The organism is Okeania sp. SIO2B3 (genome assembly GCF_010672525.1).
In the GTDB taxonomy this organism is placed as follows: Bacteria; Cyanobacteriota; Cyanobacteriia; order Cyanobacteriales; family Microcoleaceae; genus Okeania.
Genome location: NZ_JAAHGH010000140.1, coordinates 1 through 15,372, shown reverse-complemented (window position 1 = coordinate 15,372; position 15,372 = coordinate 1). Strand labels below are relative to the sequence as shown.

Here is a 15,372-nt window from a genome sequence, read left to right as displayed (position 1 = left end):
CTTTCAAAGCAAGGGGGCATTGCAGTAGGGGTTGTTTCTTTCATAGAATAGCGATCGCGGGAGACGTAAAATTATTGATTTACAAGCATTATAGCCTAATTTGGCCAGTTAAGTTGTGTAAGTCCCATTAGGAAATTTCACTACCCATCACCTCTGCCTTTGTGCTTCAGAAAATGAATATATTATTGCTCTATCGGCAATAGAAGGAATTTTTCACTATCCATCACCTCTGTATTGGTGCTTCAGAGAATGAAATAATCATTGCTCTATCGGCAATAGAAGGAATTTTTCACTACCCATTACCTCTGTATTGGTATGAAATAATCATTGCTCTATCGGCAATAGAAGGAATTTTTCACTACCCATCACCTCTGTATTGGTGCTTCAGAAAATGAATTTTCCTTGTGGCAAGAGAAAGTTATATATTAAAAATTTGCTATTGCATCATTTTAGATGAAACACTTCACTACTAGACTCTTGGGTTTGGAGACCAAACCCCTACTTCCCTACTCCCTACTCCCTACTCCCTTCCTCAATACAATTAGTATCCAAAACAAATAAACTATCATTCTGAAAAACAGTACAAATAGATATAGTTGTTGCCAAAGCAGGAATATATCCTAACTGCAAAAAAGTCACCGCTTCCTGTGCAGATTCATATTGCATTAACCAACTATTATCCTCAACATATTCTGGCGTAAAACTACCACGATGTAACATCCAAAAATCAATTCCATACTTTTGAATAAAATTTTTCACATCTGTTAAATCTGAACTATACTGAGCAACAATTAAATCTATAGTTCGTTGGCGAAATTGACTATAATAACCAACTTGATAAGGAATAGCATATTCCCTACCCAACAAAATAGAACGTTGAGCAAATGTAGGTAATAAATTTGCCTCTTCCTCCAAAGAAGCAATCAAAATATCTTCAGGTTGTGCTTGAAAAAATCTATATAAATCTGTAGCTCTACCCACTTTATATTTAACCAAAGGAAAACCTTTAACAAAAGCAGGATATAAAACCAGAGACGCCATAATCAAACTTGTTAAAACTAAAGAAATAATACCCTGAAATTTAACAGGAGATTTTTGTCTATTTTCTGCCCAATTAAACAAAGCATCAATAATTAAAGTTAGAGCGATCGCCGTTGCCAAAGCAATAATTATTCGGAAACTTAATCCTGTATATCTACTAGGAAGATGTAACCGAAAAAGTAAGGCATGAGCAATGAAAAACATTGCCAAAGATGACAGTAATAGATGTACTAATAACCAAATTCTATTAGTAATATTTCTGATTAAAGGAAAACCAGATTTAAAAGCCAATAAAAACGGCAATAATAATCCTGCACATTGAGTAGCTGGAGTAAATAAAGACTTAGGAAACATTCCACTACGTTTGCCAGTTAACCAAAAATCTTTTGGATGAACGTGAAAAAAAGTACTCCTCCCATTTGGATAAAATTCCCTTAATTCCATTGCTGCTTCTCGACTAATAGCAGGTCCGAATTCTGAAGAACTTAAAGCGTAAGGTAATAAAACAAAAAATGCCGTACTTAAACCAACTCCAAAAAATAGAAAATTCCGTTTTTCTGATGATAGTTGAAACCTCCCATTTTTCCAGTAAATTAATTGGAAAATTAGAATGCCAGAAGCAATAAATACATACTGAGGATAAAATAATCCCACCAGAGCGATCGCTATTCCCATTTTGAGTAATGAACCTCGGAGTAAATAATATAAAAAAGCCAGAAAAAATGGATAAACAAATGCTCTAGGCGTAGCAGAAGCAACATCATCTTTCATCCAAATAGCCTGATTCATCACCAAAGCAGCAATAAATCCTGCCATTGGTACTGGTAATATCTCTAAACAAATTTGAAAAATATAGTAAGTACAGATTAAACCCAAAATAAAAGGGATAATTTTGGCAAAAATAAACGGGTTAATTCCTATAGTTGCTGCACTTTTATAAAGTAAAGTATATCCCGCTGGAGCTACTGACTGAAAATAATCAGCAATTAAATCATTGGGAAATAAATCAGGATTAAAAAAACGCTGCATCCAAAAAATATGTTGTCTAGCATCATCTTGCACGCTCAGACTACTAGCAAAAGCTTTTTTCAAAGTCATAAAAGCATAAATTGTAGCAAAAGTCATGCTGAGACTAAACCAAAATATCACCCCTTTATAAGATTTTTGATCTAGATCTATAGGAGCAGTTAAAAATTTATGTATATTTGTAATTAACATATAGCAATTCCCATACTGGTGAAGTACAAAACTCTAGGCTTTAGGCAACAGCTCATCTGGCAACAGGCAATTAGTGAAGTAAAGATAAGAGTGTACCTCACTAGCCTGAAAAACGCTATATAATAAAAATTTTATTGAATATGCCGATTTTAACAGATATTTAAAATAATTGTTTATACTATGAAAATAATTATAATTTTGATATACAAAATAATAGGTTTTCGAGAAACATTATTACCCAATTATTATATCAAAATATAAGAAAAAAAAGTGTAATTAACCAAAATTTAGAAATGCGATAATACCATATTGTGTATAGAATTAGGTATCTGTTTGCGGAGCATTCCGGAACCTCCAGGCTTGGTTCAATAATGGATAATGGATAATGGATAATTGATAATTGATAATTACCTTTCCCTAAAAGTAATAGGATTGAATAAAAGGAAAATTAATTCATTGTTTCTCCTTTAGAGGAGAGGAATTTTACCTTAATTATTCGGTAAAACATCCCCGACTTATAGCTTGTTGTTTAATTTTAATAGGGGTTTAAATCCCCTTCTAAAAAGCTGAAAGCTGATTGCTGAACTGCTATTTGCGGAGCATTCAGTCAGAAAGCGTTTTTTAATTTTAATATAAAAATTGTGATGGAATTCACAAAGTTTTTTGCAGTTTAAAAATAAAAAAAAAATTAAAGATATAGCAGTCGAAACATAAGGTTGGGAAAGATCAAAAACTTAAAACTCAGACAACGCAATATTTTTCTTCCTTCTTCCTTCTTCCTTCTTCCTTCTTCCTTGTGATATAATCAACCTCATAATACTTACTCCATCGGCAACTTTAAGACCTTTAATGGAACTACCAATTGAAAGAATACGACTTTCTCAAACAGCCAAAGATCAGTTAACTAAACTGAAGCGCAATACCAAAATAGACCAATGGAATATTCTTTGTCGTTGGGCATTTTGTTGCTCTTTAGCAGAATCAAGTATTCCCTCTCCAGTGCCAATCCCTACTGATAGTAATTTAGAATTAACATGGAGAATTTTCGGTGGAGAATTTTCTGACATCTTTTTATTGGCTCTCAAGCAACGTTGCTATAATGATGGAATAGGTATAGACCGGGAAACTTTGGCCACCCAGTTTCGCCTACACTTGCATCGAGGTATTGGATATTTAGCTGGTAACCCAAATATCAAAAGGATAGAAGACTTAATTGCAACTGCGATTCCTTCTCTCGACTAAATTTTCACTCCAAATACTAAACATTTAGGTAGTTCTTGTTACAGATAGAGAGCAACTATAAGTTTATTAAAAACAATAATTTATGTAACGATTTAGTTACATAAAATTGTAATTAAAATAATGGAAATTGAGTACATCAAGTAATAAACGTAAGTTAATCATTTATAGAAGCATTCTCATCCTAAGTTTGAGGTAAAACAGCTAGGTAGGTTAAATAAATATTTGAACAAAGGAGATATGCAATGATTCAGGCTAACTCAAAAAAGAAATATCTAAATGTCATGGAACAGATGGTAGCACAAGAAGTAAATCGCCAAATTACTTTGTTGCCTCAAAAGTTAGCGAAATATATTAAGCGAACTGATGTAGAAACTTATGCGCTGAACCGTCTCCCACCCTTATATGCTTGTAGTCAGGAAGGCTGGAAGTTTCAAACAAAAAAAGCAGAAGAAGATTATAGAAAGGAAATTGCGGTAGTAGTACGTCATGCTTTTGCAGCAGTACAAAGAGACCTTTTGAAAAGTTCAACTCCTCTATTTAGAGAGGAAACAAAAAAAGTATCTTCCTCACTCTCACAAGCAGAAGGATCTACGGCAGAAAATAAACAAAGCAGTAACAATTATAATTGGAAGTATGGTCAGTATTATCGCTTAGGGAGTTCTAGAAAATAAGTATATTTTGAAATGGCTATTATCAACTTAACTATTAGCCATTTAGCCAATTTCGTAGTTAAAAATTTCCTCCAAGCTCGAGACATATAAAGATTTGGGCTATTCTTAGAAACCACATTCCGCACTTCAAGATGTAATATTAAAGTAATATAAAAGAGCGATGTAGCTACCGCACTTGCTCTGCCAACGCGATGAATTAAATATTAATACTGGTAATAATAAAAATCAAAAAAAATCTTAAGCAAAAATACTGAGGTAGATCAAGAATAAAAAAGAGAGTTTTGATGTAATAACAGAAGATGTTTTGAAGAAATAAAAAAAGAAAAATGTCAGTGGAAATAAAAAATGCCCGACCACTTGGGGTTAGTAGCTGGAATAATTGATGAAATAGGAATAGTTGAGAAAATTAACGAATTAATAGAAGAAAAAAAAGACAGAGAAAGTCAGGGCAGGAACAGCAGTAAACCCACATTCCGCACGTCAATTTGTAATATTAAAAGTAGTATAAAAAAACACGGCCAAGTATTTATACTATGTAAATCATCTTCATTTAGTTAAGTTACCGAAAAATTGGGTTTAAAGCCTCGCCCTTGTAGGGCGACTTTTTATTTGAGCATGCAAGTGAATTGGATATATGCTACAGTGTTTTTAGTTGCCGGGGGGCACTCGGAAACTCTAAACGGACGTGGAGGGAAGCATCAGACTACCGCCAAGGAAGCAGCACCCTGTGAAGCGTCAACCCGCCGAAGAGCTATGGCTCAGTAGGAATCCCCGCGCCTTTAGGCCGGGGAGGATGTCAACACTATGATTTATTCCTGAATTCTGACTCCTGATATCATGTCCGTTGGTATAGTCCCGTGTAAAAGTTGGGGAAATATCTACCGCCATATAAGTAAAATTTTTCCTTTTCTTAAAGCTTCTTCCTTCTTCCTTCTTCCTTACCTTCTTTATACAAGACCGATGCTACCGGACATGATATGATTCCTAACTCCTGACTCCTGCGCTATAACAAAGGAAAAAAATGTCCTACTGGACCTTGACCTTGACCAATTTCTAAAGCATAGTCCAAAGCATTTGTGACATAATCCTTCCCCAATTTAACTGCGGAAAATAAATCTTTCCCTTGAGCTAAATTAGCAGCGATCGCTGCCGAGAGAGTACAACCAGTGCCATGAGTATTATTAGTCTCAACCTTAGCAGTCCTTAAAATCTCAAACTGTTCTCCATCAAACCAAACATCTACTCCTCGCAAATCATTCTTCATAGCTCCCCCCTTTACTAAAACTGTTTTTGCCCCTAACCTGTGGATGTCCCGAGCAGCCATCTGCATATCATCTAGGTTATTAATCTCTAAACCCGTAAAAATCTCTGCCTCATAAATGTTAGGAGTAACAACAGTCGCCTTAGGCAGCAAAACATTCTGTAGAGCTGCCACAGCTAAATCATCAATTAACTGAACACCCGCACGGGAGACCATCACTGGGTCTATCACTAATTTTTTTAAATTTAAAGCTTCTATTTCTTCAGCTACGGCCAAGATAATTTCCTGGTTCAATAGCATTCCTGTCTTAGTTGCTTGTACGCCTATATCCGTAACAACCGCTTGAATTTGTGCTTTTACCGCTTCTGGGGACAAAGCATCAACCCTATTCACTCCCAAAGTATTTTGAGCAGTAATACAAGTCAAAGCACTCGTACCATGAACACAATGAAAAGCAAAAGTACGCAGGTCTGCCTGAATACCAGCTCCACCACCACTGTCAGATCCAGCAATAGTCAAAGCAACAGGAATACTTAATTCTATAAAATTATTCATAATATCAAATTTAGTAGTCAGTAGTCAATAGTCGGCAGTTATTTTTAAACAAATAGAACTTACGCACGAATACTGCATAAAACTTAGATTTTATCTATAGTTCCACACCATATAGAAGCCATTTGGGATCTATTTAACAAATTACAAGTCCAATACCCATCTGGGTTTTATGATTCTGGCAGTCATTTTTCACAATTTTTCGTTTTCCTGAACCCTTATAGTTTTTAAAGCTGATTTGTAAACTTAGCTAAAACCCTCATTTTACCTCACTCTCAGCGATTTAAGTGTTGTTGAAATATAACTCCCAAAACCCTTGTATGGCAAGGAATTCAGCTTCTTAATATTTACTTTATCAATCAGCTCTTAGAATCCTTAAAACGGCTTTCCTGAAACTTTTGTATTTCAAGAAAAGATACCAAATGGGTTCTATAAGCGTTTTAACCACTACAGAATACCTAAATTCAGCCCTAACTAAACTACTATTAACTTAATTAACTTAAACCTTTAAATTGCACTGTCGTGCAACACTAACAGATTTGATATAACAAATAATAGAATCGATCTGGATATTAATATCAAGAAAATTCCCCTGCTTTAACCATCTATCTATTTATTAGAAGGTGGAGTCCGTCGCCTTTGCAGAAAATCAGGAATATCCAATCCTGGTAATTTTTTCTCCTGCTCAATGCTTTGAGTTGGAGTTGGAGTAGGGGTTGGTATTGACCGTCTTGGCTGTGCCATTTCCTGGGTAGGATTAATTTGTGCTTCTCCACTAAAGCCAGTTGCTATAACAGTAATTTTGATTTCTCCCTGCATTTTCTCATCAATTACAGCCCCAAAAATAATATTGGCATTAGGATCGACAACTTCATAGATAGTCTCAGCAGCAGTATTAACTTCATGTAAAGTTAAATCAGTCCCACCAGTAATATTAAATACCACCCCTCTAGCACCTTCCACTGAAGACTCCAGTAAAGGAGAAGAAATTGCCATATTTGCTGCTTCCCTTGCCCTAGACTTCCCAGACCCCATACCAATTCCCATCAACGCCGAACCTGCATCTGCCATAACTGCTCGTACATCAGCAAAGTCCACATTCACCAACCCAGGCACAGTAATAATATCTGAAATTCCCTGTATACCTTGACGTAATATATCATCTGCAATTCTAAAAGCTTCCTGTACGGGAGTCTGTTCATTAATTACAGATAGCAAACGATTATTGGGGATGACGATTAAAGTATCAACTCTACTTTGTAAAGCAGCAACTCCTTCATCAGCTTGAGTAATTCGACGTCTTCCCTCAAAAGTGAAGGGACGCGTCACAATACCCACTGTCAGAGACCCTGCTTCTTTAGCAATTTCAGCTATAACCGGTGCTGCACCAGTACCAGTGCCACCTCCCATTCCAGCAGTAATAAATACTAGATCGGGGTGGTCTAAAGCATTAGCTATTTCATCCCTAGATTCTTCAGCCGCTTTTTGGCCAATAGCCGGATTACCCCCTGCCCCCAAGCCTCTTGTAAGTTTTTGTCCAAGTTGTAAACGTTTAGGAGCATTGGACAGGGTTAGAGCTTGGGCATCTGTATTAACTGTCCAGAATTCTATACCAGAGACTTCACTAGCAATCATTCGGTTAACAGCATTGCCGCCACCCCCTCCAACACCTATTACTTTAATTTTTGCTGTATTACTTGGCACAATATCATCACTCCTAGATTCTTCCTTTGGGGTGGCTTTGGGGTCATAACTTGTTTCTCCATAAAGTCCCGAGCTATTGCGAAAGGGATTAGAGACATTTTTTGGTAATGGAAAATTTCCTTGTCCGTGGGACTGGGGACTTTCATTGTTGACCCCTTGTTGATTATTCACTATCATTATTTAGGGATGGTAGATATATAGTATTTTTTACTTTTATTTAATTTAATTTATAGTTCATAAAAATATAGTCACATAAGACATATCCTTATTTTGCAGGTGTTACTCTGACTGGGTGAACTACAACACCACGCCAGTTGCTTTAAGTCGGGGGACCCGCCCAACGCACTGGCTCCTCTATCCCATAGTCAAAAACAAAAGGGAGCTGCTTTTCTCATAATCTTCAAGGAACCGTTCACGTGACTCATTAATTAATCCAATACCTTATTACCAGAATAGCTCTTAGCATAGGTTAATGAGTCATATTCTAAAGTATGTTGAGTTATAACCCAACCAGCTCAGAATATTTATTAGTTTTTATCTCTTGGGAACTTAGCTGATTATTGAGCGTCTTTATAATTATTTTTTTTCGAGGTCAGCATTTCCTGTGGAATGCTTACTTTTAGAAATTTCGATTTACAACTTTAAAATTGACAGCTTAAAAATGGAAGGACATACAATTAAATTTGCTTTGGAGTTTTTCTGAAACTCAAGGCTATATTTTAATATACTTTGAAATTATTCTTTAATATACTTTGAAATTATTATCGATTTAATTATGGCTTGCTGATTAAATCTAAAAGCATTGACATATAAAGAAAAGTGCCTTTTTGGGGCCTTTAAAAAGTGCGCCTGTTTCAGTCTAAAACGCTCAAAAAGTTAGTATTTTATGCTCATAATTGGGCAGAACAATCTTGCTTGGGAAAATTCTTACTCCTACCTCCTCGCTCATTCCTATTTTTCCTGTCTCCTGTCTCCTACAAAGAGCAAAAAGACTTTAATTCAGCCAAACCTAATTAGATTGAATATTAATTCCTCTAGATTTATTTGGTAATTGGATTAAAGGAGATTCTGGATTTTTCAGATCGATATAGGCAATTCGGCGAGTATCAATTTTATTTGGTAATTCTCGCATTTGGTCTAGAACATTTAATTGTTCGCTAAATCGAGAACTGTACTGTCCTAGATGAACTATTCCCAGTTCAGTTGTTAGAATTAAGTTTCCTGGATCTTGCCAATTAATCTCGAATACTTTAACAGGGCTACGACTTAGGCTTTGGTATAAAAGATGCCAATATTTACGATACTGTTCAGTAAAACCAATTACTTTTAGAGTAGGTAAAGATTGAGTTCTTTCTAGAGCAGAAAAACTTTCTAGGGGTATCCAGTTCCCTTCAGCATCTAACCACCCCATTTTTTGCGAGTGACCAGCACCTACTTTACTTTTCAGTTGAGTAATTGCCACAGGGCGTCTTTCTGTAATCTCAATCTTTAAACTGAGAGGAAATAACTGCCGACTAATTTTTGCCCTGGCAATTGGACCATGGGACTCTAAATTTTTAGCTAGTACTTGTGGTTGAATTTTCCAAAGAGACTGAGGATACTCTAAAGGAATTAGAGATAATATTGCTCGGTCTGAAAGTAATTGATTACCTTCTACGCTTAACTGCTCCTGTTTAGTTATTAGCCAAATTGGCTGAGTAATTGCCCATAGTAAAGTTCCTGCTAAACCACCAACTGCTAGTATTTGCCATATTATAACTACTAATTTTAATCGTCTTTGACGCAGCAATGTTTGTCGCCGACTTGACAAGTCAGATCGAGAAACCGATGCAATGCTATTAGCCATTTATTTACTCACTAATTAGTTAATATGTTCATATTTGTAATGCTACCCTAGATAATTATTATTTCTATCGATCGTATATAAATATTATTTTAATTGTGAAATATTTGAGATTTTTAGGAAACAGAAAATAGTTAAATTATCGCGAATTATTTAGTATTTATAAATATTTATACACCAGTAGATTTTTTTACTAATTACTCAAATTTTATTGGATGCACTTAACTTAATATATATAGCAATCAGGAATCAGATGTGAAAATTGAGATGTTGCTTAAAGGTATACAATATAGCATTTATGTTATACCAAATTGATAAATGTTTGCTACAAATATCTAGGGTATTTCTTAGGAGTCAACCCACCCGCGGGCCCCTCCCAACCTACCCCTAACCCCGACCGTGGAGGGGAGGGGAAGTCAGGAGGACCGAGTCGTATGGGAATGGCTTTAATACCATTTTTTAGGGCATAAATTATCTTTTTCTCTTGGTGCGCTACCAGGTGCGACTATCGTCGTCGCGGGGTCGCACCGCTTTGTCAAAGGGACATCTCCTGTAAAGTTTTTTTATCCCTCTTACTATTCGTAACATTCTTTTTTCACGCTTGGTATTATTCATATATACTTATATATTCATTTTCATATATATTTATATTCATTTTTTTCTTCTTCTGTGTTCCCCGTTTCCTGTTCCCTAAGAGTCTTCAATATCTCAGAACTTAAATCATATTGCTATATAAAAAATATCTAATTGATTTTATAGCGTTTCTCAGTAAGCGTGAGGTACACTCTTGCCTTTACTTCACTATTGCCTTCCGGAGCTGTTGCCTGTTGCCTAGAGTTTTGTACCTCACGCTTTTTGGGAATTGGTATATACTCTGTTTGTATACTCAATTTCATTACTATTAAGGCTGAAACTCCTAGGGGTTAAGATACCTCTTGCCCATATTCAAAAATTTCAAGAGAATAAAACAGTATAAGTACGATACAATATTGTCTTTTTTTTGTTATGAGCAAACCCGTGTTAGAGACTCTTGACTTAATTAAATTTTACAAATCTTGTAACCCTAGCAAGACCCTGATAGTAGGACATCCTGAAGATGAAAAATATTACATAGATTTTGCCAGTGTTAGAGGTAGTGACATTATTCGAGAATTAGAAAGAACAATAACACTACTATCTGGAAATCAGCCAACTTGTCAACTATTTACAGGACACATCGGTTGTGGTAAGTCCACTGAACTATTTCGACTGAAAGATAAACTCGAAAAACAAGGGTATCATGTTGTTTACTTTGAATCCTCTGAAGACTTAGATATGGGGGATGTAGATATTAGTGATATTTTACTGGCGATCGCTCGTCAAGTCAGTGAAAATATGGAGCAAGCTAACATCAAGCTCAAACCAGGGTACTTCCAAAAGCTATTTACGGAAATATCAGAAGTATTACAAACCCCGATCCAACTTTCAGCAGAGGCAGAAGTATCTATTGGTATTGCCAAAATTACTGCTAAAACTAAAGATTCTCCTAAACTACGTTCTCAATTAAGACAATATCTAGAACCACGAACTAGCACTATTCTAGAATCAATCAATCAAGAATTACTAGGACGAGCCAATATTGAACTGAAACGCAGAGGCAAACAAGGACTTGTAGTGATTGTTGATAACCTAGACCGGGTAGATAACTCACCTAAGTCATGGGGACGTACTCAACCAGAATATTTATTTGTAGACCGAGGAGAACAATTGAAAAAATTAAACTGCCATGTAGTTTACACAATACCCCTCACTTTAATGTTCTCTAATGATTATGGCAGATTATCGAGTAGATTTGGGGTTAAGCCAAAAGTATTACCGATGGTGCCGGTACAGGTTAGGAGCAAGAAACCGACGATGGAACCTAATGACTATGAACCAGGAATGTCGTTGTTACAACAAATGGTTTTAGCTAGAGCTTTTCCAGAAATATCATCTCAAGAACGTCTAGAATTAGTCCCAAACTTATTTGACGCCCCTGAAACTCTCAATAGACTTTGCCGTATTAGTGGGGGTCATATGCGACGACTGTTGATGTTACTCTATAGCTGTTTACAGCAAGAGGACCCTCCTTTCTCTCGTAAATGTTTAGAAAATGTAATTCAGGAATATCGAGATGACTTGATTAGAGCTATTACTTTTGATGAGTGGGAATTGTTGTTTAAAGTAGTACAAAATCAAAGGGTTACTGGAGAGGAAGAATGTCAAACTTTACTCCGAAGTATGTTTGTGTTTGAATATCGAGACCGGGATGGTCATTGGTTTGGAATTAATCCGGTTTTGGCAGAAACTAAAAAATATGCTAATTGGATTAATAGTAATTAGATTTTTAGGGAGTAGGGAGTAGGGAGTAGGAATAGTCTCTTTTCAGAATTCAGGAGAAAAAAATAGTGATTAATTGACTTTTAATTTCTTCCTTTTAATTTTAACTTAAAATTTATTACTTTTGGCTTTTGACTTCACATGACTTTTAACTTTTAACTTTTGTACGGGTGTTAACAATAGTTATATTATATCCGGATAATTAGTGATAAAAAAACTTTATCCCTTCTAATCTTTTCTTCCCTTCTGCCTTCTTCCTTCTTCCTCCTTCCTTCTTCCTTCTAACTATAAAATATGCTAATTGGATTAATAGTAATTAGATTTTTAGGGAGTAGGGAGTAGAGAGTAGGAATAGTCTGTTTTCAGAATTCAGGAGAAAAAAATAGTGATTAATTGACTTTTAATTTCTTCCTTTTAATTTTAACTTAAAATTTATTACTTTTGGCTTTTGAATTCACATGACTTTTAACTTTTGTACGGGCGTTAACAATAGTTATATTATATCCGGATAATTAGTGATAAAAAACTTTATCCCTTCTAATCTTTTCTTCCCTTCTGCCTTCTGCCTTCTTCCTTCTTCCCTTCTGCCTCCTTCCTTCTTCCTTCTAACTAAAAAATATGCTACTTGGATTAATAGTAATTAGATTTTTAGGGAGTAGGGAGTCGGAATAGTCTCTTTTCAGAATTCAGGAGAAAAAAATAGTGATTAATTGACTTTTAACTTCTTCCTTTTAATTTTAACTTAAAATTTATTACTTTTGACTTTTGACTTCACATGACTTTTAACTTTTAACTTTTGTAAGGGCGTTAACAATAGTTATATTATATCTGGATAATTAGTGATCAAAACTTTATCCCTTCTAATCTTTTCTTTCCTTCTGCCTTCTGCCTTCTTCCTTCTTCCTCCTTCCTTCTTCCTTCTAACTATGAAAGACTTGAAAAATCTTGAAGAAAGTATCATCTACAATCAGCGGTCGTTGAAAAGATTGATTAGGTCTATCACTCTTTCTCAAGGACAATTTTCACTGATTTTAGTTTTCTGTAACTATCAATGTTTACAGGAAACAATTATTATGCAATTAAGAGACTTATCTTCAGTAGAAATTCAAGAAATAGTATTACCAAAAACTGTCAAGACTCTTTACACAACTATTGATAAACAACTAGATGAATCACTGAAACCATCGGCATTAATGGTGTTTGATTTAGAGAAAGTAGAAGCAATAGATGAACTACTAATATCTACTAATCAGGTGAGGGATGAATTTCGGAAAAAATTTAATTTTCCTTTGGTTTTATGGATAACAGATGAACTGTTAGCTAAACTAATTAAACTAGCACCTGATTTTAAAAGTTGGGCAGCAGCTACAATCAAATTTGAATTAGCAGCTTGCGATTTAATAAATTTACTAAAGTTGGAAATAGAGAATTATTGGATAAATGAATTTAGTGATGAAAAACAAATAATACCATTATCAACAAATAATACAATCTCTACTTTTTTACTCTACAATTTTGATGTTCAATGCAATTGTTCATCTTTTCAGGGATTAGGTAAAAATAAACGTCAAGAAATTGAGTTAGCTCTCAAAGACCTCAAAAATCGCGATCAATATTTAGAACCCATTCTCAAAGCTAATATAGAATTAATTCTCGGTCGAGATGACTACTACAATGAAAAGATAGATTCTGCTATTTTTCATTATCAAGAAAGCCTAAATTTATGGAAGAATGAAGTTAGAGAACAATGTTATCTATATCAAGCTAAATCTTCTGGTTCATCAATTGTTAGCAGTAGATTTATCGTGGAAAAACAAGGGATAGTTTTATATAATATAGCCTTATGTTACTATCTGAAATCAACTCAAAATTCTCCACCTAATTTTCCAGAGCTAGAACAAGCAAAACTGAAACTTCAACAATCAAAACAGTTATTTGAAAAAGTTAATTGTTTTAGTTTAGTGGCTCAAGTCATTACAACACTAGGGCAAGTTATAGAGAAGAAAAAAGCTTGGGAAGAATTAGAAGTTATTGCCATAGAAGGGCTAAAAATACATCAAGAATATGGAAATGATTTACAAGTAGCACAAGATTACGGTTTTCTGGCAGAAGTTGCTTTACAAAAGTCAAATTGGGAACAAGCGCTGAAGCTATCTGAAAAAGCACTTAATACTTTATTTTATGCAACGGATATAACATTACCAACAGAAAAAAATAGATACTTATATTTACTAGCAAGGAGTCTCAAAAAACTACATCGTCAAAAAGAAGCTATTGAATATCTAGAAATAGCTGAAGTTACAGAAAAAAATGCAATTCAAAATAGTTTAAAAACTCAAAAAGTTAGAGACCCTAAAATTTATTTAGAGATTTTAACAGAATTGCGATCGCTTTATTATGACCAAGGAAGATATCTACAAGCTTTTCGCCTCAAGAAAACACAGAAGCAAATTGGTCATCAATATGGACTGATAGCTTTTATTGGTGCGTCTCAATTACAACCACAAAAACAAGTTTATATCAAAGAATCACTGGATTATTATCAAAATTTACCGGAAGAAATAACTGCTTCTAGTAGGCAAAAAGATATTAATAATCTGCTAGAAAGAATTAGTCGAGATGACCACAAATTAACTATTATTCATGGTCGTTCTGGTGTTGGTAAAAGTTCTTTAGTTAAGGCTGGATTAGTACCAGCTTTAAACAATATTAGTATTTCAGCAAGAGATACAATACCTGTAGTAGTGCAAGTATATACTGACTGGCTGGAAACATTAGCAAATTGTTTACAAAAAGCTTTATATAACAAAGGAAAATATCTACAGGATAAAAATCTCATAAAACCGGAAATAAATTATTTAGAAAATACAGCATCAAATACCTCAATAAAATCTGATTTAGAAACAGAAAAAGTTACTCCATATTTGCGTTACATTACAGATGAATTTAAAGCGATAGAGTCATCTATTTTAGAAATTTTAAAAAACAATGCAAAGAGGAATTTACTAACAGTAATAATCTTCGATCAATTTGAAGAATTTTTTTTTAATAGCAATACCAGTGAAGAGAGAGAAGCATTCTATACATTTATGCGAGATTGCCTCAATCTGCCCTTTGTAAAAATAATGTTATCCATGAGAGAAGATTATTTACATTATTTATTAGAATGTGACTTTATTAACTATCTAGATGCCATTAATAATAATATTTTAGATAAACAAATTCGTTACCACTTAAGAGATTTTTCTAGAGAAGATGCTTACACTGTTATAGAATGTTTGACAAAAAGAGCTAAATTTAATTTAGAACCAAAATTAATAGATGTAATTGTTGATGGTTTAGCAGATGAAAGAGACAAGATTCGTCCGATTGAATTGCAAGTAGTGGGAAGTCAACTACAAGAAGAAAAACCTCCTATTAAAACCTTAGATAGATTTCAGCAAAAATTTGGCATTAATCCACAAGAAGCCAAAGAAAAATTA

Annotated in this window: 11 protein-coding genes and 2 pseudogenes; 6 read left to right on the top strand and 7 right to left on the bottom strand. The window is 34.5% G+C overall.

Annotated elements, in window-relative coordinates; all coding sequences use genetic code 11:
• Positions 1-513: 513 nt before the first annotated feature.
• Positions 514-2,259 carry a hypothetical protein gene (locus F6K15_RS34770; protein WP_293070211.1) on the bottom strand — a complete coding sequence of 582 codons (1,746 nt, stop codon included), beginning with the start codon at positions 2,257-2,259 and terminating at the stop codon, positions 514-516.
• A gap of 849 nt (positions 2,260-3,108) precedes the next feature.
• Here F6K15_RS34770 and dndE point away from each other — a divergent pair.
• From dndE to F6K15_RS34750, 4 genes and pseudogenes are all read left to right on the top strand, one after another.
• The gene (gene dndE, locus F6K15_RS34765) at positions 3,109-3,501 is read left to right on the top strand and encodes a DNA sulfur modification protein DndE (protein WP_293070209.1); all 393 of its coding nucleotides are present in this window, start codon (positions 3,109-3,111) and stop codon (positions 3,499-3,501) included.
• 242 nt (positions 3,502-3,743) lie between these two features.
• Entirely contained in the window at positions 3,744-4,172 is a 429-nt protein-coding gene (locus F6K15_RS34760; protein ID WP_293070207.1) for a late competence development ComFB family protein, read from the top strand.
• Positions 4,173-4,498: 326 nt separating this feature from the next.
• Positions 4,499-4,592: pseudogene (locus F6K15_RS39185) on the top strand (DUF4277 domain-containing protein); the annotation flags it as partial.
• Positions 4,593-4,793: 201 nt separating this feature from the next.
• Entirely contained in the window at positions 4,794-4,937 is a 144-nt protein-coding gene (locus F6K15_RS34750; protein ID WP_293070203.1) for a hypothetical protein, read from the top strand.
• Between the two features lie 238 nt (positions 4,938-5,175).
• On the opposite strand, the gene thiD is transcribed toward F6K15_RS34750, so the two are convergent.
• The 5 genes from thiD to F6K15_RS34725 form a co-directional block, all read right to left on the bottom strand.
• The gene (gene thiD, locus F6K15_RS34745; protein WP_293070201.1) at positions 5,176-5,988 is read right to left on the bottom strand and encodes a bifunctional hydroxymethylpyrimidine kinase/phosphomethylpyrimidine kinase; all 813 of its coding nucleotides are present in this window, start codon (positions 5,986-5,988) and stop codon (positions 5,176-5,178) included.
• Between the two features lie 606 nt (positions 5,989-6,594).
• Positions 6,595-7,866: a cell division protein FtsZ gene (ftsZ, locus tag F6K15_RS34740; RefSeq protein WP_293070199.1), complete on the bottom strand. Its 1,272-nt coding sequence runs from the start codon at positions 7,864-7,866 to the stop codon at positions 6,595-6,597.
• Between the two features lie 832 nt (positions 7,867-8,698).
• Entirely contained in the window at positions 8,699-9,535 is an 837-nt protein-coding gene (locus F6K15_RS34735) for a cell division protein FtsQ/DivIB (RefSeq protein WP_293070197.1), read from the bottom strand.
• A 489-nt stretch (positions 9,536-10,024) separates the two neighbouring features.
• Positions 10,025-10,147 (bottom strand): hypothetical protein, encoded by a 123-nt coding sequence (locus tag F6K15_RS34730; protein WP_293070195.1) that lies wholly within the window; start codon positions 10,145-10,147, stop codon positions 10,025-10,027.
• Between the two features lie 128 nt (positions 10,148-10,275).
• Positions 10,276-10,428 (bottom strand): hypothetical protein, encoded by a 153-nt coding sequence (locus F6K15_RS34725; RefSeq protein WP_293070193.1) that lies wholly within the window; start codon positions 10,426-10,428, stop codon positions 10,276-10,278.
• A 109-nt stretch (positions 10,429-10,537) separates the two neighbouring features.
• Here F6K15_RS34725 and F6K15_RS34720 point away from each other — a divergent pair, with 109 nt between their 5' ends.
• Complete coding sequence (locus F6K15_RS34720) at positions 10,538-11,893, top strand: ATP-binding protein (protein ID WP_375341111.1); 1,356 nt, start codon at positions 10,538-10,540, stop codon at positions 11,891-11,893.
• Positions 11,894-12,707: 814 nt separating this feature from the next.
• Here F6K15_RS34720 and F6K15_RS34715 read toward each other — a convergent pair.
• Positions 12,708-12,851 (bottom strand): hypothetical protein, encoded by a 144-nt coding sequence (locus F6K15_RS34715; RefSeq protein WP_293070189.1) that lies wholly within the window; start codon positions 12,849-12,851, stop codon positions 12,708-12,710.
• A gap of 112 nt (positions 12,852-12,963) precedes the next feature.
• Between F6K15_RS34715 and F6K15_RS34710 the strand changes: the two are divergent.
• Positions 12,964-15,372: pseudogene (locus F6K15_RS34710) on the top strand (hypothetical protein); the annotation flags it as partial.